The 23,201-nt window shown below is 63.2% G+C and carries 20 protein-coding genes and 1 riboswitch; of the genes, 7 read left to right on the top strand and 13 right to left on the bottom strand.

Translation table 11 applies throughout. The annotated features are described in order from the left end of the window. The first annotated feature begins 25 nt into the window (after nucleotides 1–25). From paaK to AC4PTT_RS07435, 3 genes are all read left to right on the top strand, one after another. Nucleotides 26–1,336 carry a phenylacetate--CoA ligase PaaK gene (paaK, locus tag AC4PTT_RS07445; RefSeq protein ID WP_113156373.1) on the top strand — a complete coding sequence of 437 codons (1,311 nt, stop codon included), beginning with the start codon at nucleotides 26–28 and terminating at the stop codon, nucleotides 1,334–1,336. Between the two features lie 106 nt (nucleotides 1,337–1,442). Next, nucleotides 1,443–2,039, top strand: coding sequence for a TetR/AcrR family transcriptional regulator (locus AC4PTT_RS07440; protein WP_113155697.1), 597 nt, complete (start codon nucleotides 1,443–1,445; stop codon nucleotides 2,037–2,039). A gap of 40 nt (nucleotides 2,040–2,079) precedes the next feature. Beyond that, nucleotides 2,080–2,955 (top strand): PaaX family transcriptional regulator, encoded by an 876-nt coding sequence (locus AC4PTT_RS07435; RefSeq protein ID WP_206994144.1) that lies wholly within the window; start codon nucleotides 2,080–2,082, stop codon nucleotides 2,953–2,955. 2 nt (nucleotides 2,956–2,957) lie between these two features. Here the strand turns inward: AC4PTT_RS07435 and AC4PTT_RS07430 are convergent, their stop codons facing one another. The 10 genes from AC4PTT_RS07430 to AC4PTT_RS07385 form a co-directional block, all read right to left on the bottom strand. Then, a complete protein-coding gene (locus AC4PTT_RS07430; RefSeq protein WP_492162415.1) occupies nucleotides 2,958–3,902 on the bottom strand; it encodes a DMT family transporter in 945 nt (314 codons plus the stop codon). A 101-nt stretch (nucleotides 3,903–4,003) separates the two neighbouring features. Beyond that, nucleotides 4,004–4,471, bottom strand: a complete 468-nt coding sequence (locus AC4PTT_RS07425) for a carboxymuconolactone decarboxylase family protein (protein ID WP_206543933.1) — start codon at nucleotides 4,469–4,471, stop codon at nucleotides 4,004–4,006. A gap of 30 nt (nucleotides 4,472–4,501) precedes the next feature. Continuing rightward, nucleotides 4,502–4,999 carry an RrF2 family transcriptional regulator gene (locus tag AC4PTT_RS07420; RefSeq protein WP_113155701.1) on the bottom strand — a complete coding sequence of 166 codons (498 nt, stop codon included), beginning with the start codon at nucleotides 4,997–4,999 and terminating at the stop codon, nucleotides 4,502–4,504. A gap of 130 nt (nucleotides 5,000–5,129) precedes the next feature. Continuing rightward, the gene (gene preA / locus AC4PTT_RS07415) at nucleotides 5,130–6,440 is read right to left on the bottom strand and encodes an NAD-dependent dihydropyrimidine dehydrogenase subunit PreA (RefSeq protein ID WP_206543934.1); all 1,311 of its coding nucleotides are present in this window, start codon (nucleotides 6,438–6,440) and stop codon (nucleotides 5,130–5,132) included. Between the two features lie 14 nt (nucleotides 6,441–6,454). Next, complete coding sequence (locus tag AC4PTT_RS07410) at nucleotides 6,455–7,807, bottom strand: NAD(P)-dependent oxidoreductase (RefSeq protein WP_492162414.1); 1,353 nt, start codon at nucleotides 7,805–7,807, stop codon at nucleotides 6,455–6,457. A gap of 199 nt (nucleotides 7,808–8,006) precedes the next feature. After that, the gene (locus tag AC4PTT_RS07405; protein ID WP_492162413.1) at nucleotides 8,007–8,783 is read right to left on the bottom strand and encodes a peptidase inhibitor family I36 protein; all 777 of its coding nucleotides are present in this window, start codon (nucleotides 8,781–8,783) and stop codon (nucleotides 8,007–8,009) included. Nucleotides 8,784–9,025: 242 nt separating this feature from the next. Beyond that, nucleotides 9,026–11,140, bottom strand: a complete 2,115-nt coding sequence (locus AC4PTT_RS07400) for a dipeptide ABC transporter ATP-binding protein (protein ID WP_492162594.1) — start codon at nucleotides 11,138–11,140, stop codon at nucleotides 9,026–9,028. A 25-nt stretch (nucleotides 11,141–11,165) separates the two neighbouring features. Further along, on the bottom strand, nucleotides 11,166–12,323 hold the full coding sequence (locus tag AC4PTT_RS07395) for an ABC transporter permease (protein ID WP_113155705.1): 1,158 nt from the start codon (nucleotides 12,321–12,323) through the stop codon (nucleotides 11,166–11,168). Nucleotides 12,324–12,335: 12 nt separating this feature from the next. Beyond that, the gene (locus tag AC4PTT_RS07390; RefSeq protein ID WP_210344079.1) at nucleotides 12,336–13,340 is read right to left on the bottom strand and encodes an ABC transporter permease; all 1,005 of its coding nucleotides are present in this window, start codon (nucleotides 13,338–13,340) and stop codon (nucleotides 12,336–12,338) included. Nucleotides 13,341–13,454: 114 nt separating this feature from the next. Beyond that, nucleotides 13,455–15,107, bottom strand: coding sequence for an ABC transporter substrate-binding protein (locus AC4PTT_RS07385; protein WP_492162412.1), 1,653 nt, complete (start codon nucleotides 15,105–15,107; stop codon nucleotides 13,455–13,457). Nucleotides 15,108–15,384: 277 nt separating this feature from the next. Beyond that, nucleotides 15,385–15,596, top strand: a riboswitch (cobalamin riboswitch). Between the two features lie 125 nt (nucleotides 15,597–15,721). Between AC4PTT_RS07385 and AC4PTT_RS07380 the strand changes: the two genes are divergently transcribed. From AC4PTT_RS07380 to AC4PTT_RS07365, 4 genes are read left to right on the top strand one after another with little or no spacing between them, the layout of a single operon-like run. After that, entirely contained in the window at nucleotides 15,722–17,584 is a 1,863-nt protein-coding gene (locus tag AC4PTT_RS07380; RefSeq protein WP_492162411.1) for a TonB-dependent receptor plug domain-containing protein, read from the top strand. Continuing rightward, nucleotides 17,584–18,453, top strand: a complete 870-nt coding sequence (locus AC4PTT_RS07375; RefSeq protein ID WP_492162410.1) for an ABC transporter substrate-binding protein — start codon at nucleotides 17,584–17,586, stop codon at nucleotides 18,451–18,453. The genes AC4PTT_RS07380 and AC4PTT_RS07375 overlap by 1 nt, the downstream gene beginning before the upstream one ends. Then, complete coding sequence (locus AC4PTT_RS07370; RefSeq protein WP_492162409.1) at nucleotides 18,450–19,430, top strand: FecCD family ABC transporter permease; 981 nt, start codon at nucleotides 18,450–18,452, stop codon at nucleotides 19,428–19,430. The genes AC4PTT_RS07375 and AC4PTT_RS07370 overlap by 4 nt, the downstream gene beginning before the upstream one ends. After that, on the top strand, nucleotides 19,430–20,218 hold the full coding sequence (locus tag AC4PTT_RS07365) for an ABC transporter ATP-binding protein (protein WP_492162408.1): 789 nt from the start codon (nucleotides 19,430–19,432) through the stop codon (nucleotides 20,216–20,218). Before AC4PTT_RS07370 ends, AC4PTT_RS07365 begins: the two co-directional genes overlap by 1 nt. Here the strand turns inward: AC4PTT_RS07365 and AC4PTT_RS07360 are convergent. The 3 genes from AC4PTT_RS07360 to AC4PTT_RS07350 are packed head-to-tail and all read right to left on the bottom strand — an operon-like array spanning nucleotide 20,215 to nucleotide 22,794. Beyond that, a complete protein-coding gene (locus tag AC4PTT_RS07360) occupies nucleotides 20,215–21,576 on the bottom strand; it encodes a S8 family serine peptidase (RefSeq protein ID WP_492162407.1) in 1,362 nt (453 codons plus the stop codon). The genes AC4PTT_RS07365 and AC4PTT_RS07360 overlap by 4 nt on opposite strands. Further along, nucleotides 21,569–22,225: an anti-sigma factor gene (locus AC4PTT_RS07355; RefSeq protein WP_283799594.1), complete on the bottom strand. Its 657-nt coding sequence runs from the start codon at nucleotides 22,223–22,225 to the stop codon at nucleotides 21,569–21,571. Before AC4PTT_RS07355 ends, AC4PTT_RS07360 begins: the two co-directional genes overlap by 8 nt. Further along, nucleotides 22,222–22,794 (bottom strand): sigma-70 family RNA polymerase sigma factor, encoded by a 573-nt coding sequence (locus AC4PTT_RS07350; RefSeq protein WP_317087705.1) that lies wholly within the window; start codon nucleotides 22,792–22,794, stop codon nucleotides 22,222–22,224. The genes AC4PTT_RS07355 and AC4PTT_RS07350 overlap by 4 nt, the downstream gene beginning before the upstream one ends. Nucleotides 22,795–23,201 lie beyond the last annotated feature (407 nt).

Here is a 23,201-nt window from a genome sequence, read left to right as displayed (position 1 = left end):
GCATCCTCATCTTCGGGAGATAATGATGAAAGACCTGACCCCCAAAAAGGAAGACCTGGACCCGATCGAAATCGCCTCGCGCGATGAAATCCAGGCCCTGCAGCTTGTGCGCCTCAAATGGTCGCTCAGGCACGCCTATGAAAACGTACCGCATTACAAGAAGAGCTTCGACGCCGCCGGTGTTCATCCCGACGATCTGAAGCAGCTTTCCGACCTGTCGAAATTCCCCTTCACGGTGAAGACGGACCTGCGCGACAATTATCCGTTCGGCATGTTCGCCGTGCCGCGCGAGAAGGTGGCGCGCATTCACGCCTCATCCGGCACGACCGGCAAGCCGACCGTTGTGGGCTACACCGCAAAGGACATCGACACCTGGGCCGAGGTGATGGCGCGCTCGATCCGCGCATCCGGCACGCGGGCGGGCGACATCGTTCACGTGGCCTATGGCTATGGGCTCTTCACCGGCGGTCTGGGTGCGCATTACGGCGCGGAGCGGCTGGGCGCGACGGTGGTGCCGGCATCGGGCGGCATGACCACGCGGCAGGTGACGCTGATCGAGGATTTTCGGGCCGACACGATCATGGTCACGCCCTCCTACATGCTGTCGATCCTCGATGAATACCGCGCGCGCGGCCTCGACCCGCGCAAGAGCCCGCTCAAGGTGGGCATTTTCGGCGCCGAGCCATGGACCAACGCCATGCGCGCCGAGATCGAAGACGCATTCGACATGCATGCGGTCGACATTTACGGCCTGTCGGAGGTGATGGGACCGGGTGTTGCCAATGAGTGCGTGGAGACCAAGGACGGGCTGCACATCTGGGAAGACCATTTCTATCCCGAGATCATCGACCCGGAGACCGGCGAAGTGCTGCCGGACGGCGAAAAGGGCGAGCTGGTTTTCACCTCGCTCACCAAGGAAGCATTCCCCATCGTGCGCTACCGCACGCGCGACCTGACGCGGCTTCTGCCGGGCACGGCGCGCTCCATGCGCCGCATGGAAAAGATCACCGGCCGCTCGGACGACATGATGATCCTGCGCGGGGTCAATGTGTTTCCCACCCAGATCGAGGAGCAGATTCTTACCGTCAACGGGCTCGCGCCGCATTTCCAGATCGAGCTGACGCAGGAAGGCCGCATGGATGCGATGACCATCCATGTGGAGATGGAAGCACTGGAAGCGGGCGAAGAAGTGCGACTTGCGGCCTGCCGCCAGCTCGGCGAACGCATCAAGGATGTGGTCGGCGTGACGGTGCGCGTCAACGCGACCGACCCCGGCGGCGTGGCCCGCAGCCAGGGCAAGGCCGTGCGCATCATCGACAAGCGCGACAAACAGTGAGAGTACCGACGCTCATTTCAACAGTGACTCGCCCCTTCCCGCCCATGAACGGCGCGAGGGGCGACACGGACGCACAAACGCACAAACGCCCCCGGGATATGCATTGATGGCCCGCACCCGAGCCAAGGATTATGACGACAAGCGCGACGCCATGCTGCATGGCGCAGCGCGCATCTTCGCGCGTGACGGCTATGACCGCGCCTCGATGAACCAGCTTGCAACGGAACTCGGCGTTTCGAAGGCGCTGCTCTATCACTACTACACCTCCAAGGAAGCGCTGCTTTTCGACATCATCGAAACGCATTTGCAGGAACTGGTGGAAGCCGTGGAAGAGGCTGACCAGCCCCATGAAGCTCCGCAGGAGCGGCTGGAAGGGCTGGTGACGGCGCTGCTCGACGCCTATCGCGATGCGGACAATGAACACCGTGTGCAGCTTTCCGGCCTTCAGCTTCTGCCCGACGCGCAGCAGGAAGAGCTGAAAGCACTGGAGCGCCGGCTGGTTGCGCTGTTTGCCGAAGCCGTGCGGCAGGTGAACCCGGAAGTCTTCGACAACCGGCCGCTTCTGAAACCGGTGACGATGAGCCTGTTCGGCATGCTCAACTGGTTTTACATGTGGTTCCGCGAGGATCGCGGCATCTCCCGGCAGGACTATGCGAAGCTTGCCACGCATCTTCTGGTGAGTGGCGTGAAGGGGCTCGACTGACAATCTTGCCCGCCTCCCCGTCCCGTGGCATGTGGATGGCATGGATGCGCCGACCGAAACTGCAGAAACCGCCCTTTCCGATCTGATCGACCGCCTGCACGGGCGTGGCCGCCTCAGGGTCTGGTCACTGGTGATCACCCTGTTCGGCGACGCCATCGTGCCGCGTGGCGGCGAAGCGCCGCTGGCCGCACTTCAAACCGTGATGGCGCGGCTGGGCATCGAGGCCGGCGCGCTGCGCACCGCCATGTCGCGGCTTGCCGGCGATGGCTGGGTGGTGCGCGAACGGCGCGGCCGCAACTCCTTCTTCTCGCTGGACCGGCATGGCCAGCACGCCTTCGACCTGGCGACACGGCGCATCTATGCAGCCGGCGCGCCCGACTGGGATGGCTCGTGGACGGTGGCGATCGCGCCGCCCAACGGCAATGGCGAACATGACGAGGCGCTAAAGGAGCGCGGCTTCCTGAAGATCGCGGAAGGGGTTCACCTGCTGCCGCGCACCAGAATGCCGAACGGTGACGCCGTGCTCGCGGACATGCTGGTGATCCACGGTTCAAGCGCCGAACATCCCGAAATGCTGCGCAGCCTCTGGCCTTCAGACGAGATCGCCGCCGCCTATGCGGAGCTGATCGCCGATTACACGCCGCTGGCCGATCAGCTTGCCGGCACGCATATGCCCGCGCCCATCGACGCGATGGCGGCGCGAACCCTGCTCATTCATGACTGGCGACGCATCGTGCTGCGCGATCCCGGCCTGCCGACCGCGCTCCTGCCGCAGGACTGGCCGGGCGAGACGGCACGCAGGCTGGTGCGCGACATCTATCGCAGACTGAGCGCACCGAGCGAAGCGTGGCTCGATGAAACCGGCCTGCCGGCGCTGGTTGATCCAAAAGGGTTCGGACGGCGCTTCGGCGGCTGAACTCAGCCTTCGGGCGACAGCGCCAGAATGACCAGACCGAGAATGGTCACCACTGCGCCAACCATCACCGAAAGGCTCGCCCAGCCATGGCCGAGCAGACCTTCGAACACGATGATCAGCGTCGGTGTGAGGTAGTTATAGGCGAGCACCTTGGAGGCGGGCAGCCGCAGGGCGGCAAACTGGAGCAGGAAGAACGTGCCGGCCGTGGTGAAGATCGCCAGATAGAAGATCGCCAGCCAGGTGATCGGCGGCAGGGCGAACCAGTCGGTCGCGGCGATCTCGCCCACGCCGTAAAGCGCAATCAGCACGCCTGTGGCCAGCAGCGTCCAGAAGGTGAAGGCGAAGACCGGCTCGCCGCGATTGTAGAGCCGGACGAGCGAGGCATAGGCCGCATGCCCGATGACCCCGACAAAGAAAATCAGCTCCCCCTCGCCCATATCGAAGCGGCGCATGGCTTCGAAATTGCCGTCGAAAATGACCCAGACCGAGCCGAGACCGGCCAGAACGAGACTCGGGATAACGAGCCCGCGCGGCACCTGCCGCAGGAAGAGATAACCGAAAAAGGCGCTGAGCAGCGGCATCAGCGTGAAGACCGCGCCGGTCGAGACCGGGCTGGTCATGCCGAGCGCCACGAACATGGTGACGAAATAGAACGCCATCAGGCTGCCCAGAACCAGAAAGCGCCACGGGGCTTTCGGGAAGGGAAGCGGCTGGCGCAGCACAAAGCGCACCACCAGCCCCATGAAGACAATGCCGATCAGGAAACGGGCGGCATTGAGCGCGACCGGGCCGATATGCTGCGCGGCCATCGACCCCAGCGAGAAGGAGCCGGCGACCAGTGTTGCAAAGGCCAGCATGGCCAAATGGCCAAGCCGCTTTTGCACCCCCGTCGCGCTGGTGCGATACGCCTCGCGCCGCGCGGCCTTTGTCTCTACCGTGTCAGTCAATGCCCCCCCGAAGAACGCCATTCAGCCTAAAGGAACAGCCCGGAAATCCAAACCGGATTTCGGGCTGCTCGGCAGAAAGGCGTGTTCTGGCTTAAAAGGGATCAGGCGGCAGCCGACGCATCATCGGCGATCACGGGATGGACCGAGCGGAACGGGATCGCGATGCGGTTCCACACATTGATGAGACCGACGAGCACGGTAAGCTGCACCAGCTCCTGCTCGGAGAAATGCTCCAGCATCTCATTGTAGAGCGCATCCTCGACCGGGCCGTCGGAGATGTGCGTCAGACGCTCGGTCCAGGCAAGGGCTGCGCGCTCACGCCCGGTATAGAGCGGGGATTCACGCCATGCCGAGACGAGATGCACACGCTGCTCGCTCTCGCCATCGCGCCGCGCCTCGCGGGTGTGCATGTCGACACAATAGGAGCAGCCATTGATCTGCGAGGCGCGCAGGTTCACCAGATGGATCAGCCCTTGATCGAGGCCGCTTTCGTTCACCGCCTTCTTGAGATTGAAGATCGCGCCAAGCAGTTTCGGCTCGGTCTTCACGTAGTTCAGGCGTTCTTGCATGATCAGTCCTTTCCATTTCAGAAGATGGCGTCAGCCCTGCGGACGCTGGTTTCGCGCAACGAAGGCGCAGCTGAAGGCGAGCGCGCGCGGATCGGCCTCCCCCAGATAGTCGGAGATCACATCGCTAAGCCGCGTCTTGCGCAGCTCGGCGCGATAGGCCTGCTCGGCGCGCAGCATGGCGGCGTTGATGTTGCAGGGCGCGGCATAGACCTCGGGTTCCAGCGCACCCGGCCCGCGCTGGCGGATCTCCGCACAGCGAAAGGCCGGCTGCGGCCCCTCGATGGCAAGCACCACGTCCAGCAGGGTGATCGCATCCGCCGACCGCGCCAGACGATAGCCGCCATGGGGCCCGGAAACCGATTCCAGAATGCGGGCGGCCGTCAGCGTTTTCAAATGTTTGAGCAGATAACTTGGCGAGAGGCCGTGATATTCGGCAAGCGCGCTGGCCGGCATGGTGCGCCCCTCTTCCAGCTGCGCAAGAAGCGTGGCGCAATGGATCGCCGCCTCAACGCCTTCACTCAGTTTCATGTCGATCTCCCTATTGCGGATAAAATATATCCTGGATAATAATTATCCGCAATAGGAATAGACGTTGCTTCTGCCACTTCCTGACAGACGCTCAAAGAAAAACGGCGGCGGATAACCGCCGCCGCCAGAGCTATTCCGCAGCCACTTTGGAAGGGTTGTTCGGATGCGTCGTCCAGTTGGCGTAGACCGGCTCGACCTTCTCGCCCGTGCGCTTGTCGAGCGCCCCGGCGGCCAGCGGCACCATGTCGATGCAGCCCTCCACCGGACAGACATTGACGCACAGATTGCAGCCGACGCACTCCTCTTCGATCACCTCGAAATGACGCTTGCCGTCGACCATGGCCGTGATTGCCTGATGAGACGTGTCCTCGCAGGCGATGTGGCAGCGACCGCACTTGATGCACTGGTCCTGATCAATGCGCGCCTTGGTGACATAGTTGAGGTTCAGATACTGCCAGTCGGTGACATTGGGCGCCGCGCGGCCGATCACGTCATCGAGCGTGGCGTGCCCCTTGGCGTCCATCCAGTTTTCAAGCCCCTCGATCATCTCCTCGACGATCTTGAAACCGTAGGTCATGGCGGCGGTGCAGACCTGAACCGTACCGGACCCCAGCGCCAGAAACTCGGCGGCATCGCGCCATGTGGTGATGCCGCCAATGCCGGAGATGGGCAGGCCAGCGGTCTGCGGATCGCGGGCGATCTCAGCCACCATGTTGAGCGCGATGGGCTTCACCGCCGGGCCGCAATAGCCGCCATGGGAGCCCTTGCCGTCGATGGTGGGTTCGGGCGCGAAATTGTCGAGATTGACCGAGGTGATGGAGTTTATCGTGTTGATGAGCGACACCGCATCCGTGCCGCCGGCATGGGCCGCACGGGCGGGCTGGCGCACATCGGTGATGTTGGGCGTGAGCTTGGTGATGACGGGCATGCGCGTGTTCTGCTTGCACCAGCGCACCACCATCTCGACATATTCGGGCACCTGGCCAACGGCTGCGCCCATCCCGCGCTCGCTCATGCCGTGCGGACAGCCGAAATTGAGCTCGATGCCATCAGCTTCCGTCTCTTCCACCAGCGGAAGGATGGCTTTCCACGCCTGCTCCTCACACGGCACCATGAGCGAAACGATGAGCGCCCGGTCCGGCCAGTTCTTCTTCACCTGCTTGATTTCGCGCAGGTTCAGATAAAGGTCGCGGTCGGTGATGAGCTCGATGTTGTTGAGGCCGAGAAGCCGGCGGTCCGCGCCCCAGATCGCGCCGTAGCGGGGTCCGTTGACATTGACGACCGGAGGCCCCTCCTCGCCCAGTGTCTTCCAGACGACGCCGCCCCAGCCCGCCTTGAAGGCGCGCTCGACATTGTAGGCCTTGTCTGTGGGTGGTGCGGAAGCAAGCCAGAAGGGATTGGGAGACTTGATGCCGACGAAATTGCTGCGAATGTCTGCCATGGGTTTTCCGCTCCTCAGCCGGCCAATGCGCGATGAATGCTCTCGGCTGCGTCGCGCCCCTGCGCGACCGCCGATACGGTGAGATCGTCGCCGCCGGCGATGCAATCGCCACCGGCCCAGACGTTCGGCATGGAAGTGCGCCCTTCCGCATCGGTCTTGATGCGACGCCCTTCAAGCTCAACCGACGCGGTGCTGCCGTTGAGAACACCTGCCTCGAAGGACTGGCCAATGGCCTTGAAGACCTGATCGGCGCGCAGCGTCAGCGTTTCGCCGGTGCCTGAAAGCCTGCCATGCTTCAGCGCCGTGTATTCAAGCTCAATGCCGCTCACCCGGCCATTGTCGGCGATGATGCGCGTTGGCTGAAGCCAGTGCCTTATGGTGACGCCTTTGGACGCCGCCAGATCCTGCTCGAACGCCGAAGCGTTCATGTGTTCCTGACCGCGCCGGTAGCAGATCGTGACCTCCTCCGCGCCCAGAAGCCGCGCCTGAACGGCTGCGTCGATGGCCGTCATGCCGCCGCCGATGACGACGACACGCCGACCGACCGGCAGGCCGGCGAGATCCTTCGCCTGACGCAGATGGGCAATGTAGTCGACCGCGCTCTCGACGCCGTCAGCCGCTTCGCCTTCCGCACCGAGCGCATTGACGCCGGCAAGCCCCATGCCAAGAAAGACGGCGTCGTGATCACGCGTTAAATCGCCAAGCGAAAAATCACGCCCCAGCGCCTTTCCTTCCTCAAGACGGATGCCGCCAATGGCCATCAGGTAATCGACCTCGGCCTGGGCGAAGCCATTGGGCGTCTTGTAGGCGGCGATGCCGAACTCGTTGAGCCCGCCGGGCTTGGGCCGCGCCTCAAGGATCGTCACGTCATGACCATGCATGGCCAGACGGTGCGCACAGGCGAGGCCTGCGGGCCCTGCCCCGACAATGGCAACGCTCTTGCCGGTTGGAGCAGCGCGTTCATAGAACTGCGCGTCAGCCTCCATGGCCGCGTCCGTGGCATAGCGCTGGAGCCTGCCGATCTGGACCGGCTTGCCCTCTGCCTCCTCACGCACGCAGGCCTCCTCGCAAAGGGTCTCCGTGGGACAGACGCGGGCGCACATGCCGCCCAGAATGTTCTGGTCGAAGATCGTTCTGGCCGAACCCAACGGATTGTCCGTCGCTATCTGCCGGATGAACATGGGTATGTCGATCGATGTCGGACACGCCGTGGTGCACGGCGCATCGAAGCAGAAGTAGCACCTGTCCGCCTCGACGGCCGCCTCATGGCGGTCGAGCGGTGGATGCAGGTCGGCGAAGTTCTTTTCGTATTCCTCACCGGAAAGGCGGCCGGCGGCGATGCCGTCCGCGTAGAGACCATCAGCCATTCCGTATTCCCCTTTTATTATTGGGGAAAGGCTAGCGCAGTTTCTTTTTTTTATCAATCGGTCAAATTTTTGAGCCCATCGCATCCCTTTGAATTAAAACATGAATTTACAATTCATGTTTACAAGCCGCGGATATCAAACAAAAAACGCCGCCCGGCAAGGGCGGCGTTTGCGATGCGGACGGCCCTGCAATGGGCGATCAGAAGACCTCGATGGAACTGATGTCGTCGTTGTAAATGTCGCGCAGTCGGCGGGTGTCGCGACGGATGGTTTCACACCAGCCGCCGAAATTGCGCCGCTCGCAGACACGCGCCTCGGCCCCGCCCTCAAGCGTCACCGAGGAAATGCGGTTGTTCCATTCACGCGGCAAACGCGCCGTGCCGTCACCGGCATCGAAACAGATGCTCGCGCCCCGGAAATCGACACGCTCGTAGAAACAGGCGCGACGGACCCGGTCATAGCTGCCCTCGTCGCCCGGCCGGCGGCGATAGACCCGGAAGGACGAAACCGTGTCGCCCCGGCGCAGAGAAGGCACATCACGGGTGAGGAGATCGCAGCGACCGGCATAGTCGATCCTTGAGCAGATCTCGACGGAGGTGCGCTCGCCAACGCGGATCGAGGCCACGCGGCCATCCCAGTTGCGATCCATCACGCGCGCATCGTCGCCAATGCCGGCGCAGAGACGGCGGCCCTGAAAGTTCGGACGGTCGTAAAAGCACACATTGCGCGGGGTCGGACGGCGGTCGCCGTCGAAACGGTCGTCATTGTCGAAAGCGGTGTCGTCACGGCGGCGATCATCCAGCTCGCGCATGACGAAATCAAACAGTTTGAGCCCGAGCGTCGATCCGATATCGGAGATCGGGCGATCCCTGTAAGCCGGCCTTGTGTCGCGCAGATAGCGCGCGGAAACCCAGCCCGTGCGCCCCGCATAACCCACTTCGCACCATTCGTAACGATCAGTACAGCGCAGCGTCACCACGCGCGCGCCGGAACCGACAGCACGGCCGCCAGGCCAAGAGCGGCGAACGCCATGAGAAGGAAGCGGAAGAACCCCGAGGGCATGCGAATCTCCTGTTGCAATCCGGTTAGTCGGCGCAAAGTGATGGAAAATCAGCCGCATATCCAGAAGTCATTGAACAAAACGATGATGTTCACGACAGGCGCAGAGAGGGCGCGGGGCGCAAACGCCACGGCCTGCCCTCCGGCCGTTCGGGCCGATCAATCCGATGGCGCGTCGAAGCTGATGACCGGCTCCATGCCCGCAAGCGTTGCATCATCCAGCCAGCACAGGCTGAAATGGCCATTGCCCAGATCCTTCAGCGGCGGCACCTCGCGCTCACACTTTCCGCCCGGAACCTGATCCTTGTAGCGGCAGCGCGTTTGGAACGGGCAGCCCGAGGGCGGGTTCATGGCTGAGGGTATGTCCCCTTCCAGAACGATGTGCTTCTTGCGCACCGAGGTATCGGCGATGGGGATCGCGGAAAGAAGCGCCTCCGTATAGGGGTGGTAGGGCGGCGCGAAGATCTGGTCGGTCGTGCCCTGCTCGACAATGTGGCCGAGATACATGACCACCACCCGGTCGGCGAGATAGCGCACGACCGAGAGATCGTGGCTGATGAACAGCATGGTCGTCTTGTTCTTGCGCTGGATATCCATCAGCAGCTCGGTCACCGCCGCCTGCACCGAAACATCGAGCGCGGAGACCGGCTCGTCTGCCACCACCACCTTTGCGTTTCCGGCAAAGGCCCGGGCCACACCGATGCGCTGCTTCTGACCGCCCGAAAGCTGGCGTGGCATGCGCTCGGCGAAGGCGCGCGGCAGCTTGACCAGGTCGAGCAGCTCCAGCATGCGCTGCTTTCGGTCGGCCAGCGTCTTCCCGATGTTGAATTTCTCCAGCGTGCGGATGATCTGCGAGCCGACGGAATGGCTTGGATTGAGCGTGTCGAACGGGTTCTGGAACACCATCTGGATGCTGGCGACCGTGCCGGTGGAGCGGTCTTCGACCGGCGTCGCCTGGATCGGTTCATTGCCGAGCATCACCGTGCCATCAGTCGCCGTTTCAAGCCCCAGAAGCACCTTGGCGAGCGTCGACTTTCCGCAGCCGGATTCGCCAACGATGGCCACCGTCTCGGACTCGCGCGCCTCGAAGCTGATCTGCTCGTTGGCCTTCACCGTCTTGGTGTCGCCACCACCGAAAATGCTGTTTGCGGCAACGTGATAATACTTTTTGAGATTCTCGATCCGCAGCATGGGAGCGCCGGGCTCGACAGGCTCCTGCTCCACAAGCGCCCCCTCCGGCAGCGCCTTCCAGTCGATATCGTCGAAACGCACGCAGCGCGAACGGTGCTGCTCATGCCCCTCGATCGCGCGCATGGGAATGTCGCCGGCATCGCACAGGCCCGCCTTGAAGTGCTGGCAGCGCGGGCCGAAATTACAGCCATCGGGACGCTCATGCGGCAGCGGCAACTGGCCGGGGATGGCGATCAGCGGCCGGGCGTTCTTGTCTGCTCCGGGCAGCGGGATCGAGCGGAACAGGCCCTGCGTGTAGGGGTGCCTCATGCGTTCGAAGACATCCTCGACACGGCCCGTCTCCACCGCCTCGCCGGAATACATGACCGTGACGCGGTCGCAGGTTTCCAGGATCAGGCCCAGATTGTGCGACACGAAGATCATCGACGTGCCGTATTTCTTGCCGAGCCCCTTAACCAGTTCCACGATACCGGCCTCGACCGTGACATCGAGCGCGGTGGTCGGCTCGTCCAGAAGGAGCAGTGCCGGCTTTGACAGAAGCGCCATGGCGATGACGATGCGCTGTTGCTGGCCACCAGAAAGCTGGTGCGGGAAAGAGCGCATGATGCGCTCCGGGTCCGGCAGGCGAACCGCCTCCACCATCTCCAGCGCCCGGTTCCAGGCTTCCTCCTTCGACACCCGGTCATGGATGATCGGCACTTCCATGAGCTGTTTGCCGATCTTCATGGCCGGGTTCAGGCTGGCCATCGGCTCCTGATAGATCATGGCGATCTCGTTGCCGCGTATCTGGCGCAACTCCTCCTCGCTCATCTCGGCCATGTCCCGCCCCTTGAAGCGGATGCGGCCGCCGACGATCTGCCCCACATTGGAGAGATCGCGCATGATGCCGAGCGCCACGGTGGACTTGCCGCAGCCGGATTCGCCGACAATGCCCATGGCCTCGCCCGGCATGACCCTGCAGGAGAAATCCATCACCGCCGGTATCTCGCCGGCCCGCGTGAAGAAAGAGATGGACAGGTTCTCGATCTCGAGGATCGGTTCGCCTGCGTTCTCACCGTGCGAGGTGCTGATGGCTTCGTTCATGGCGTCGCTTTCAGTGTTCATCCACTCAATCCTTCAGCGATTGCTCACGCAGCGCGTCGGCGAGCAGGTTCAGCCCCAGAACGAAGGACATGAGGGCGAAGACGGGCGGAAGCGCGGGATGCACATAGGCGCGCAGAAGGCGGCTCGATTCCTTGATGCCGGTGCCCCAGTCGGGACTTTCGGGCGCAAGACCGAGGCCGAAATAGCCAAGCGTGCCGAGCAGAATGGTTGTGTAGCCGATGCGCAGGCACACATCGACGATGAGCGGCCCGCGCGCATTGGGCAGCACTTCCCAGAGCATGATGTACCAGGGCGTTTCACCCCGCGTCTGGGCGGCGGCCACATAGTCCCGGGTCTTGATGTCCATGACGAGGCCCCGCACGATGCGGAAAACGCCGGGCGATGAAGCAAACACCACCGCAACGAAAATGTTGAGCTGGTTCGAGCTGATCGAAATGATGCCGAGCGGATCGGCGTCGAAGACGAGGCCGACATAAATCCAGCCGCCGATCAGAAGCGTCAGTGCAAGCTGGATGGCCAGCAATTGCGGGCGGCTGCGATAGCGCGTCCAGAACAACGTCACGAAAAAGATGATCGGGAATATGAAGAAGGTGCCCGCCATCCATTGCGGGATCGGTGTTTCGCGGATGCCCGGCGTGACCAGCAGATAGAAAAGCAGGATGACCGGGAAGGCCAGCACCAGATTGGCGAGGAACGACAGGAGACTGTCGATGCGCCCGCCATAATAGCCGGCGGGCAGACCAAGCGTGGTGCCGACCATCAGCGCAAAAAGCGTGGCCGCCGGGGCGATGATAAGCACGATCTGGCTGCCATAGACCATGCGCGAAAAGACGTCACGCGCGAGCCTGTCGCCACCGAAGAGGAAAGCCTGTCCCGTCTCCGGCTCGATGGCGCCGGGCAGCACGTTCTTCATGATCGGGAACTGCGCCAGCGGGTCGAAGGGGGCGACCGTGCCGGCGAAGATTGCGGTGAACAGCCAGAAGCAGCAGATCATGACGCCGGTAATGCCAACGCCCGTGTCGAAAAGCTGGCCGTAGAGGCCGAGCCGGCTGCGAAAGCGCAGGCTTAAAACCAGAATGATCGCCAGCGCCACCCAGACCGGCCAGAAGCGCGCCAGAACGCCAAGAATGATGCCGAAAGTTCCAAGATAATCCACTTGCATCGCGCGTCCTCCCTACTGCACGCGGATGCGCGGATTGAGATAGGCATAGCCGACATCGGAAATGAGCTGCGTCGACAAAACCACGAAAACCGAGACCAGAGAGCAGCCGAGCAACAGGTCGATGTCGTTGTTGCTCGCCGCCTCCACCAGCGTGAAGCCAAACCCCTGGTACCGGAACATCACCTCGACGATGACCACGCCGGTCAAGAGCCAGGGGAACTGGAGCATGATGACCGTGAACGGTGCGATCAGCGCATTGCGCAGCGCGTGTTTGAGCACGACGGTGCGGAAGCCGAGCCCCTTGAGGCGCGCCGTACGGATGTATTGCTGCGTCATCACCTCGACCATCGAGGCCCGTGTCATGCGCGCGATATAGCCGATGCCGTAGATCGCCATGGTCATGACCGGCAGCGTGAAATTGTAGAACGAAATGCCCTGTCGCGTGGCGGTGGCGGCGGAGCCGTTGAGCCAGCCGAGCCAGGAAGCGAAGATGACGGCGAAGATCACGCCCGACACATATTCGGGCGTCGCCGTGGTGGCGATGGAGGCGACCGAAAGGGTGCGGTCAGTGCGGCTGCCCTCCCGCATTCCGGCCAGAACGCCGATCAGAAGCGCCACGGGCACCATCACCACCATCACCCAGAACATGAGGATGCCGGTGGCGCCCAGGGCCGGAAAGAGCTTTTCGGCCACCGGCACCTTGAACTTGGTGGAGCAGCCGAAATCACCCTGCAGAATGCCGCCGTAATAGGGTTCGGCGGGTTCGTCGCAATAGGAAAACCGTGGCGTGGCGACGCCCGTTTCGGGGTCGATGTTGGGCTGTTTCTGGACGACGCCGAGCCATTGGCCATAGCGCACAAAAAAATTCTGCCGGTAGCCGTTCTTCTCAAGCCAGCTTTCGAGCTCTTCAGCCGAGGAGCGCATGTCGAGCTGGCTGATCGCGAGCTTCTTGAGATTGGGCTCCAGATTGACCAGAAAGAACACGACAAGGGTCAGGCACAGCATCGTCAATGCCATGACGCCCAAACGTCTCAGTATAAATCCAAGCACGGTTTCCCCTTCCCCCGTTTACGGAGGTTGTTGTTGGTTGCCTGCGCAATGGGGGCCCGTGCGGCCCCCTTGTTCCGGGTCTCAGCCCTCGTCGAGCCAGACCTTTTCCAGGTCGATCTCGAAGGTCTGGTGCATGCCGTGGTTCATCACGGTCTCCACGGAGTGATTGTAGAGCTTGCGCCAATAGGGCTGGATGATGATGCCGGAGCCCTGAAGGATCTCTTCGATCTGCTTCATCACCTCGCGGCGGCTGTCGGGGTCCGGAATGGCCAGCGCCTGTTCGATCAGCTTGTCGAGTTCGGGATTGGAATAGGCGGACTCGTTCCACGCCTCGCCGGTGCGATAAGCGAGCGCGACCACCTGAATGCCGAGCGGACGCATGTTCCAGTTGGTCATGGACAGCGGGTATTTCGTCCAGTCGTTCCAGAAGGTCGAACCCGGCAGAACGGTGCGCTTGACCTTGAAAACCGCCTCGCGAAGCTGTGCGGCAATGGCGTCGCCGGTGTTCTTGTGCCAGTCCTCGTCGACCGAGATCAGCTCGTGCTCGTGCTCCATCTGGCCGGCCTCTTCCATCAGCGCCTTGGCCGCGTCCACATTGCGCTCGATCTTGGGCAGCTCCGCATACTCGGGATGGATCGGGCAGACATGGTGGTTCTCGGCCACCTCGCCGGCATTGTCGTAGCCAAGCGCCAGAACTGTGGCGTTGTCCACGGCCATCTGCAGCGCGCGGCGCACCCGCTCATCGTCATACGGCTTGTTGTTGACATTGGTGCGGGCCACAATCGTGGTTGCCGTGGTGACCTCGGACTTGACCAGGCCAATGGCGTCGAGAATGTCCACGAAATCGGCGGTGGTCTCGTAATTGGTGTGGATCTCGCCGGATTCAAAGGCGCTTACCATGGCCGATGGATCGGTGCCGTAATCGATGAATTCGATGCCATCGAGATAGGCCTCGCCGCCCCACCACTTGCCGTCTTCGCGCTTCTTCAGTTCGACGCGGTTGCCCACTTCGTATGAAACGAGTTCGAAGGGACCGGTGCCGATGGGATTGGCGATGAAATCACGGCCCGTCTCATCGAAGCTCGGATGCACGATCAGGCCCGGATAGTCGGCCATGCCGGGAATGATGGAAATGTCAGGGGCAGACAGGTTGAGCTTCACCGTCATGTCGTCGACCTTCTCGATCGCGCCTTCGCGCGCCTTCTTGGTCTCCGGATCGATGAGTGCAGCCATGCGGGCGGGCATGGAGTTGCCCTCCACCGTCTGATCGCACCAGCGGTTGAAGTTGTAGATCACATCGTCTGCGGTAAAGGCGTCGCCATTGTTCCAGGTCACGCCCGGACGCACGTGGAGAATGTACTCGGTGGCGTCTTCGTTGACCTCCCAGCTCTCCAGAAGCCGGCCCTCAAAGGTGAAGTCGCGCGTGTATTTCACCAGCGGCTCAAGCGTCTGACGCATGGCGTTCGCGATCTCGGACCAGTCGGCCGTGCGCGGGTCTTTCGGATCCTTGATGAACATGGCCACACGCAGCGTGCCACCCATTTTGGGCTCCTGAGCGAGCGCATGGGTGGGCACGGCAAGGCCGAGCATGCCATAGGCGGCGGCTGTCGATGCGCCGAGTGCGCTTGCGAGCGCCAGGAACTCACGTCTGTCCATTTTTCCGACGCGCGCTTCGTTCGCCATTTCGGCGACGCGGGCTGGCACTTTCTCGCCATTGCTCTTGAAAAACGTCATCGACGCACTCCCATTTCTTGCCGTTATCAGTTTGTGTTCAGCATTTCCCATCGCGCCAGCGATGTCAAAAAACGACCGGGGCCAATGGTAAGTTTTGCAGGTTTTTCGACCGTTGAAATGACGAGTTTGCGACAAATGAGCCGCAAAACTGACAAATAAAGCCGATTTCGCAACAATTTTCGAAACCTGTACTGACAATCCCCGCCACTTGCGCCGTTATGGGCGCAACAGCCGCCCCACAGGCCGCGATTGACGCTGCCGGAGCCAGTTGGTAAGCGATTTTTTGTTCGCTTGAGGTGCTCCGGCAGGCACTCGCATGCCGGGGAAAAGGGAACACGGAACGGCCCTGCATGATCAGGCCGCAGCCGTGGCTGCTCCCGCAACTGTGAGCGCCGAGGCTCCTCCTATGCCACTGGGTGCAATGCCCCGGGAAGGCGAGGAAGCCGATGAAGCGCGAGCCAGGAAACCTGCCTTGAGCCGTCACCGACCGGATGCGGGACGCTTCCGGGGCTGTGGATCTCGCAGTGGTGACGAAATGTCATCGCTGGCGGGGGACAGATTCAGACAGCCATCGCTCTCCAGCAAAAGAAGCAGCATTCTCATGGAGAGCACGCATGCCATCCAGACGTTATCGCACCCGGCTCCTGCTCAGCGCTTCGGCGCTGCTGACGGGCCTTTCAGCCACCATGGCGGGCGCAGAAGACTATGTGCTTGAAAAACTGGTCATCACGCCCAACCGCACACCGGCAGAGGCCTCCACCGTGGGGTCGACGGTGAACGTGGTGGGCCGTGAAGAGATCGAGGAACAGTCCCTGCCGCTGGCCGTCGAGTATCTCGACCTGCTGCCGGGTGTGAGCCTCTCATCGCCGGGTGGCGTTGGCGCGGAGGGCAGCCTTTCGATCCGCGGCGCGCCGCGCCGCTATGTGAAGACGCTCTATAACGGCATCGACATTTCCGATCCGACCAGCCCACAGGTGCAGACGTCCTACCAGTATCTTCTGTCGGGCGGCCTGCAGAGCATCGAAGTGCTGAAGGGATCGCAGAGCACGCTTTACGGCTCCGATGCGATTGCCGGCGTGATCAGCCTGTCGACGCTGGGCGACATCGAACCGGGCATCGCCCATATCATTCAGGGCGAAGGCGGCTCGCACGGCACGGTCGGCGGCTCCTACGGCTTCAGGGCGGCGAACGAACAGTCGAAACTCTCCATCAACGCAACCGGCTACCGCACCGACGGCATTTCGGCTGCGGCTACGGGCACGGAGCGCGATGGCTATGAGAACGTCACCTTCGACGTGAATGCCGAGCATGCATTTTCCGACGTGTTCTCCGTATTCGGCTCGGCGCTCTACATCGACGCGGAAGCCGAGTTCGACAATCAGGGCTTCGGCACCATTCTGCCGAGCGACAATCTGACGGCGACCAACCACAGCAAACAGCTGGCCGGCCGCGCCGGCTTCAATCTCGACCTGATGGACGGCCGCTTCCGCAACACGGTTTCCGTGCAGGCCTTCGACCTGGAACGCTCCATCACCGGCACCGCGTTCGACGGCTCTTATGACGGTCGCCGCTACAAGGCCGATTATCTGGGCGCATTCGACGTCAATGAATGGCTGACGGTTCAGGGTGGCGCGGATTACGAACGCCAGAGCGCAGTCTTTCCCGCCGGCATGTTCAACCCCCAGATCGATTCCGATTTCTGGATCGCAGGCGTCTGGGGCGAGGCCATTGCCACGCCGGTAGAAAACCTGACGCTGACAGCCGGCCTCAGGCAGGACGAGCACAGCGAATTCGGCGGGCACACCACATACCGGGCAACCGCCTCCTATCTCATCGATGCGACCGGAACGCGTCTGCACGGCTCGGTGGGAACCGGCTTCCGTGCACCCAGCCTCAACGAGCTTTTCGGTCCGTTCGGGGCAAACCCCAATCTGCGGCCTGAAACCAGCTTCGGTTTCGACATTGGCGTGGAGCAGCGTTTCTGGAACGACAGGGCAATCGCCGACATCACCTATTTCCAGCTCGAGATCGACGATCTGATCGGTTACACGACCCAGTATAACCAGATCCCCGGCACGTCGCGCATGCGCGGTGTCGAGGCCTCGCTCAGCTATGCCGCGACCGACTGGCTGGACCTCACCGGAGCCTACACCTACACGCATTCGGTGGATCAGAACGATGCACGGCTGCCGCGCGTGCCGCGCCACGAGATCGGGCTGGTCGCCAGCGTTCGGCCTGCCGAGAAATGGACCATTTCGGCCTCGGCCAAGGCGGCCATCGACACGGTGGACACGGGCAATTTCAAGCTGGACGATTACCTGCTGGTCAACGCCAAGGTGGCCTACAAGCCGACCGAGGACACCGAGCTCTATGTGCGCGCGGAGAACCTGCTCGATCAGGATTATCAGACGGTGCGCGGCTACAACACGCCCGGCTTCTCGGTGTTCGCCGGGTTCCAGGCAAAGTTCGCGCCCTGATGCGTGAGCGCCGGAAACGCCTCTCCCGCCTTTCCGGCCTGACATTTCTGGCCGGCGCGCTTCTCAGTGCGCCGGTTTCAGCTGCGCCCGAGCGGGTCATGTCGCTCAATCTGTGCACCGATCAGCTGGCCATGACGCTTGCCGAACCGGAACAGCTGATCTCGGTTTCCTTCCTTGCCCGCGAGCCGGACCTTTCCATGCTGCATGAGAAGGCGCAGGGTTTTCCTGTCAATCGGGGTCTTGCCGAAGAAGTGTTTCTGGAAAAGCCGGACCTCGTGGTGACCGGCACCTACTCGCTGCACAACACGACCGCGCTTCTGAAACACCTCGGCTTCAGGATCGAGGAGTTTTCCTTCGTGCAGACGCTCGACACCATTCCGGGCGAAATCCGCCGCATGGGCGCGCTTCTCGGTCAGGAAGCGCGGGCCGAGAAGCTGGCCGATGATTTTTCGCGGGAGCTTGATGCCATCGCAAAAAGCCAGTGCGACATGCGCCCCACCATGATCGCCTATGATCAGAACGGGGTGGCGCTTGGCAGCGGAACGCTGGCCGATTCCGTTATGCAGGCGGCGGGCTTTGCCAATCTCGCGGCTGATCTCGGACTGGTGGGCGTTGCGCCCTTCCCGCTCGAACAGGTCATCGCCGCCCGGCCCGACGTCATCGTCACCAGCGCGTCAGAGGGCGCGCCCACCCTTGGCGAACATGTGCCGCGCCATCCGGCAATTGCCGCGCTGCCCGACACGCGCATCGGCGCATTCGTGCCTGCCGGCGCATGGTCCTGCGGGTCGCCCGCCGTGATTGAAGCCGTGCGCGCGCTGGCAAGCCTGCGCGCCGAAATCGCGCCCTGCCCGCAGGACGCCACGCAATGAAGCTCTCCATCTCGCTCGCAATGCTCGCCCTTGCGCTCTTCATCCTGTCGCTCCTGGTCGGGCCGGCTGCGCTTGGGATCGGAGACAGCATTGCAGGGCTTTTCGCCGGCGGCGGTGAAGCAGCCGCCATCATCATGCGCGAAATCCGCCTTCCGCGCGCTCTGCTCGGCCTTGCCATCGGCTTTTCACTCGGCCTTTCCGGCGCGGTGCTGCAAGGGTTTCTGCGCAACCCGCTCGCCGAACCCGGCGTGATCGGCGTTTCGTCCATGGCCGCACTCGGCGCGGTCGCCGTGTTCTATTCGGGGCTTGCGGGAAGCTCGCTCTACGCGCTGCCTGCCGGGGCGCTGATCGGTGCGCTTGCCGCCGTGCTCATCCTGCTTGCCATTGCAGCGCGTCAGGGCTCCACGCTCACACTCATTCTGGCCGGCGTCGCGCTATCGAGCCTTGCCGGCGCGCTGACCTCTCTGGTGCTCAACCTCTCGCCCAATCCGTTCGCCGCCTATGAAATCATCTTCTGGCTGCTGGGCTCGCTCAAGGACCGCTCCATGGAGCATGTGCTGCTTGCCCTGCCGCTGATGGCCGCCGGCTGGCTGCTGATTGCGCTTTCGGCGCGCGCCATCGATGCGCTGTCGCTCGGCGAAGAGGCTGCCGGCAATCTCGGCATTCATATGGGCCGCGCGCGTTTCCTGATCGTTGCCGGCGTGGCGCTTTCGGTGGGGGCGGCGACGGCGGTGGCCGGCACCATCGGCTTCATCGGCCTCGTGGTGCCGCATCTGATCCGCCCGCTCACGAACTGCATGCCAAGCAGTCTCTTGCTGCCGGCCGGCCTCGGCGGCGCGGCGCTGCTTCTGGCTGCCGACATTGCCGCCCGGCTCGTTTTGCCGGCGGGCGAACTGAATGTCGGCGTTCTGACGGCGCTGATCGGCGCGCCCTTCTTCCTGTGGCTCGTGATCCGCGCCCGCCGGGAGATGCTGTGATGAGGCTGCAGGCGGACAATATCAGCGTGAAGCTTGGTGGCAGGCGGGTGCTTGAGGGCGTCGGTTTCGACATCGAACCGGGTCAGGTAATCGGGCTGCTCGGTCCCAATGGCGCAGGCAAGTCCACATTGATGCGTGCGCTGACCGGGCAATTGCCGACTGAAGGCGCGATGCGGCTCGGCGCGCACGATCTCACCGCGATCAGCCCGGCCGAACGCGCGCGCCTTATCGCCTATCTGCCGCAACAGCGCATTATTGGCTGGCGTCTCACCGTGCGCGATCTGGTGGCGCTGGGCCGCCTGCCCTGGCGCGCCTTCGGACGCCGCCCGGATGCCGGTGATGAAGCGGCCATCGCCCGCGCGATGGAGATGGCCGATGTGACCCCGCTCGCCGACCGGATCGCCACCGAGCTTTCAGGCGGCGAGCAGGCGCGTGTACTGATGGCGCGCGCCATTGCGCAGCAGACCCCGCTGCTGATCGCTGACGAACCGGCCTCCGGCCTCGACCCGGCACATCAGATCACCCTCATGCAGTCGCTGAAGCGGCTTGCAGAGAATGAAGGGCGCACGGTTCTGGTATCGCTCCATGATCTGACGCTGGCAGCGCGCTGGTGCGGCCGGGTTATGCTCCTGAACAAGGGCAGGCTGACAGCCTTCGGCTCACCGGAAACCGTTCTTTCGGAAGCGCATCTGGCGGAGATCTATGGCGTGAAGGCCCATCGCGCACGCGACGAAGATGGCCTCATCATCGCCCCCGTCGGCCTCACAAAAAGTCAGAACAGAGACTAATTGCCGGTACGCTCCGCCATGGCCGCTTTGGCATTCAGAAGACCATCGCCGAACTCTTCATCCCGGCCCGGCGCTCCCAGATCCACCGCAGTGGTGCGCAGAAGTTCGGCCAGCGCTTCGGGCGCGGCGTCCTCGCCGGCATGCATGAGATTGGCAATCGCACCGGAAACGATCGCGGCGGCGAAAGACGTGCCCGTCACCACATCCATACCACCGGGGATGGGCGCGACAACGTTCACGCCCGGTGCGGAAAGGTCGATGTAGCGGCCGCGATTGGCCTGCCCCATCAGCCGGTCGTGAACGTCGGTGGCGGTCACGGCGATCACATCCTCATAGGCTGCCGGATAACCGAAAGGCGCGCCCGGTCCGTTGTTGCCGGCCGCAGCCACCAGAACGACGCCACGCGCCATCGCATTGTTGCAGGCAGCGGAAAAGAGCGGGTTTTCCGGCCCGACAAAGCTCATATTCACGATCTGCGCGCCCTCTTCCACCGCCCAGTCGAGTGCGGCGAGCAGCACATTCGTGCTGGACACGCCGCTCTCGAAAGCGCGCGCATGAAGCAGGCGTACGCCCGGCGCGATGCCGCGAAAGGTTTCGCCGCCGGCTATCAGGCCGGAGATGGATGTGCCGTGATCCCGGTCAGCCACCTCCATGTCGGGCAGCGCATCGAACGTGCCCGCGACACGCCCCTTCAAGGCCGGGTGATCCCCGTCAAGCGCGGTGTCGATGACCGCCACGCTCACATTCTCGCCGCTTGCAGCACCGGCATCGAGCGCGATGCGTTCAAAGGCGTAGTTCACCACGCCCGCCGCCTGCTGAAGCTGGAAAACATGGTTGGGCACACGATCCGCCAGCCGGCCATCGCCGGCAAGCTGGGCAAGAACGAAGCCCACCGGGCGGCCATCGGGAATGCCAAACCGCGCAACGGTGCGGCCCAGAAGCGTGGAGGCACGGGCGGAACGCAGTTCAAGCCCGAACTGCGCGGCAACGGCGGCCGCCACGCCTTCATCGCCGTCCAGCGTGACAAGCACTTCGTCGGGCACGAAAGCCCCGGATATGGCGCGCTGCGGCGCGACCGGCAGGGAAAAGGCTCCTGCCCCGGCGGGTGTGGGAAGGGTCGGCGTGGGTCCGCCACCGGGTGTGGCGGGCTGTGCAGGCGCATCGCGGCCCGCTCCAGGCCCGAAAAGCTCGGCCAGCATCTGCGGCAGATAGATTACGTGACGCCCGGAGGGCTGTGTCTCGACGCGCATCCCGTCCGGTGCAGCCTGCGGGTCGGGCGTGGTCTGGGCGAATGCGGGACCACCCGCGAAGGCGGTGAGCAGGATGCCGGTCAGAATGCGCGTGAGAGGCCTATTCATCGGCAGGTCTGCGCCCCGTCACAACGGTTTCCACCACGCTTGCCTCCGCCAGCGCGGCAGCGATCCCGTCATATTGGGCAGCCGTTTCTGCGGGCACAAGCACACGGTAGAGCCCGCCCGGCAACGGCCCGGCAGCGATCTCGACACCGCTTTCATCGAGCAGCGCCGACACGTCAGCCATCGACGCATCGGCCCTGAAGGTCACGAAAACGAAGGGGGCCGCTTCACGATCTGCACCAGCGACGGAGAATTGCTCGTTCTGGGACAGGTTGAGCCAGACGGTCTGGCCGACGAGAATGGCGAGCGCCAGCCCGGCTGCCACCCAGGCGGCCTGCACGGGAAGCGAGGGGAGGAAGCGGGCAAACCGCTCGCGCAGCGTAAGCCCTGCCGCCCGGTCGGGTCCGGCCTCTTCGGCCAGCGCCGCCGAGAAGCGCGCCAGCGCATCGGCCGGCGGGTGGATCGCCTCATTGTCGGCAAGGGTTGCCGAATACTCGCCTTCGGCTTCCGCAAGAGAGGCGAGCGCCTCGGGATCGGAGGCGAGCCATTCTTCCACCTCACGCAGTTCAGCGCCCGAGAGCGTGCCATTCAGGAAGAACGGCAGCAGCGCTTCCAGCCGGTCGCGCCGGTTCGATTGTGCGTTCTCGCTCATGGCCAGCCTCGATCATATCCTGACGCCTGCAGCGCTTCTCCAAGCTTCTTACGGGCGTAAAACATTCTGGTTTTTACCGTTGCGACGGGCACCGAGAGGATCTCGCCGATCTCGGTCACCGACTTGCCGTGATAATAGGCAAGATCGACCACAGTGCGGTGCTCTTCGGACAATTCATTGACGAAGCCGCGCAGCGCCGTCGCCTTGTCGTCCTTCATTGTTGCGACCTCCGGCGTGTCCGCGCCGTCCGGCACGGCCTCGGCCTGCCCTTCTTCCAGAGCGCTTTCCCGGCGCTTGCGCAACATGGAAAGCGCCTTGAAGCGGGCAATGCCCAGAAGCCAGGTGGTGACCTGCGAGCGCGCCTCGAAGCGGGGCGCCTGACGCCACACCTCCAGGAACACTTCATTCGCGATTTCGTCCGCCATGGTTTCCGATCCCGTCTGGCGCATCACGAAGCGGTAGACCCGCGTGTGATGACGCATGAACAAGAGCCTCAGCGCCGCCTTGTCGCCGCACGCCGTTCTGGCCACGAGTTCGGCGTCGGACGTCTGGCCCATTGCACCGCTCATGACCGGCTCTTCGAGAGTGTGTGTCGCGACGGGACGTTCCGGTTCATCGCTTTTCCCCCAACTCCCGAAAAAACTAGTCCATTTGCCGGGCTGTGGGAACAGGCCCATCGTTCAACCCCGGCGCAGCACAGGCCAATTCCCCACCTGTTCCCCACCAGTTCCCCCACCACTTCCCCGGGGCGTGAACCTTTTCACTGCCGCGACCGACACAGGCTTCAGGGTACGCATGGTGCGCGCCCGGAAAGGAGTGTTGTGATGACACGGCATATCAACTGCAAACGGTTGTTGAAGCCGCCGCGGCGCATGGCCGGGGCGGCTTTGTTGACCTTGGGTAAGCCGAGGCGTAGTCTTGATCCAGACGGGGTAGAAAAGAACCTCGCTTCGGGGGAACACACCGGAATCAAGGG

This window comes from Nitratireductor sp. WH36-1 (assembly GCF_058725515.1).
The sequence above is the reverse complement of the archived record's forward strand: the minus strand, read 5'-3'. Positions and strand labels throughout refer to the sequence as shown.

Excerpts from the sequence above, each read along its gene's own strand:
- AC4PTT_RS07355 (WP_283799594.1), bottom strand. The coding sequence starts at position 22,225 with ATGAGCGAGAACGCACAATCGAACCGGCGCGACCGGCTGGAAGCGCTG.
- AC4PTT_RS07420 (WP_113155701.1), bottom strand. The coding sequence starts at position 4,999 with ATGAAACTGAGTGAAGGCGTTGAGGCGGCGATCCATTGCGCCACGCTT.
- AC4PTT_RS07410 (WP_492162414.1), bottom strand. The coding sequence starts at position 7,807 with ATGGCTGATGGTCTCTACGCGGACGGCATCGCCGCCGGCCGCCTTTCC.
- AC4PTT_RS07435 (WP_206994144.1), top strand. The coding sequence starts at position 2,080 with ATGGATGCGCCGACCGAAACTGCAGAAACCGCCCTTTCCGATCTGATC.
- AC4PTT_RS07440 (WP_113155697.1), top strand. The coding sequence starts at position 1,443 with ATGGCCCGCACCCGAGCCAAGGATTATGACGACAAGCGCGACGCCATG.
- preA (WP_206543934.1), bottom strand. The coding sequence starts at position 6,440 with ATGGCAGACATTCGCAGCAATTTCGTCGGCATCAAGTCTCCCAATCCC.
- AC4PTT_RS07370 (WP_492162409.1), top strand. The coding sequence starts at position 18,450 with ATGAAGCTCTCCATCTCGCTCGCAATGCTCGCCCTTGCGCTCTTCATC.
- AC4PTT_RS07380 (WP_492162411.1), top strand. The coding sequence starts at position 15,722 with ATGCCATCCAGACGTTATCGCACCCGGCTCCTGCTCAGCGCTTCGGCG.
- AC4PTT_RS07425 (WP_206543933.1), bottom strand. The coding sequence starts at position 4,471 with ATGCAAGAACGCCTGAACTACGTGAAGACCGAGCCGAAACTGCTTGGC.
- AC4PTT_RS07390 (WP_210344079.1), bottom strand. The coding sequence starts at position 13,340 with ATGGCATTGACGATGCTGTGCCTGACCCTTGTCGTGTTCTTTCTGGTC.
- paaK (WP_113156373.1), top strand. The coding sequence starts at position 26 with ATGAAAGACCTGACCCCCAAAAAGGAAGACCTGGACCCGATCGAAATC.
- AC4PTT_RS07360 (WP_492162407.1), bottom strand. The coding sequence starts at position 21,576 with ATGAATAGGCCTCTCACGCGCATTCTGACCGGCATCCTGCTCACCGCC.
- AC4PTT_RS07350 (WP_317087705.1), bottom strand. The coding sequence starts at position 22,794 with ATGAGCGGTGCAATGGGCCAGACGTCCGACGCCGAACTCGTGGCCAGA.
- AC4PTT_RS07400 (WP_492162594.1), bottom strand. The coding sequence starts at position 11,140 with ATGAACGAAGCCATCAGCACCTCGCACGGTGAGAACGCAGGCGAACCG.
- AC4PTT_RS07375 (WP_492162410.1), top strand. The coding sequence starts at position 17,584 with ATGCGTGAGCGCCGGAAACGCCTCTCCCGCCTTTCCGGCCTGACATTT.
- AC4PTT_RS07385 (WP_492162412.1), bottom strand. The coding sequence starts at position 15,107 with ATGACGTTTTTCAAGAGCAATGGCGAGAAAGTGCCAGCCCGCGTCGCC.
- AC4PTT_RS07395 (WP_113155705.1), bottom strand. The coding sequence starts at position 12,323 with ATGCAAGTGGATTATCTTGGAACTTTCGGCATCATTCTTGGCGTTCTG.
- AC4PTT_RS07365 (WP_492162408.1), top strand. The coding sequence starts at position 19,430 with ATGAGGCTGCAGGCGGACAATATCAGCGTGAAGCTTGGTGGCAGGCGG.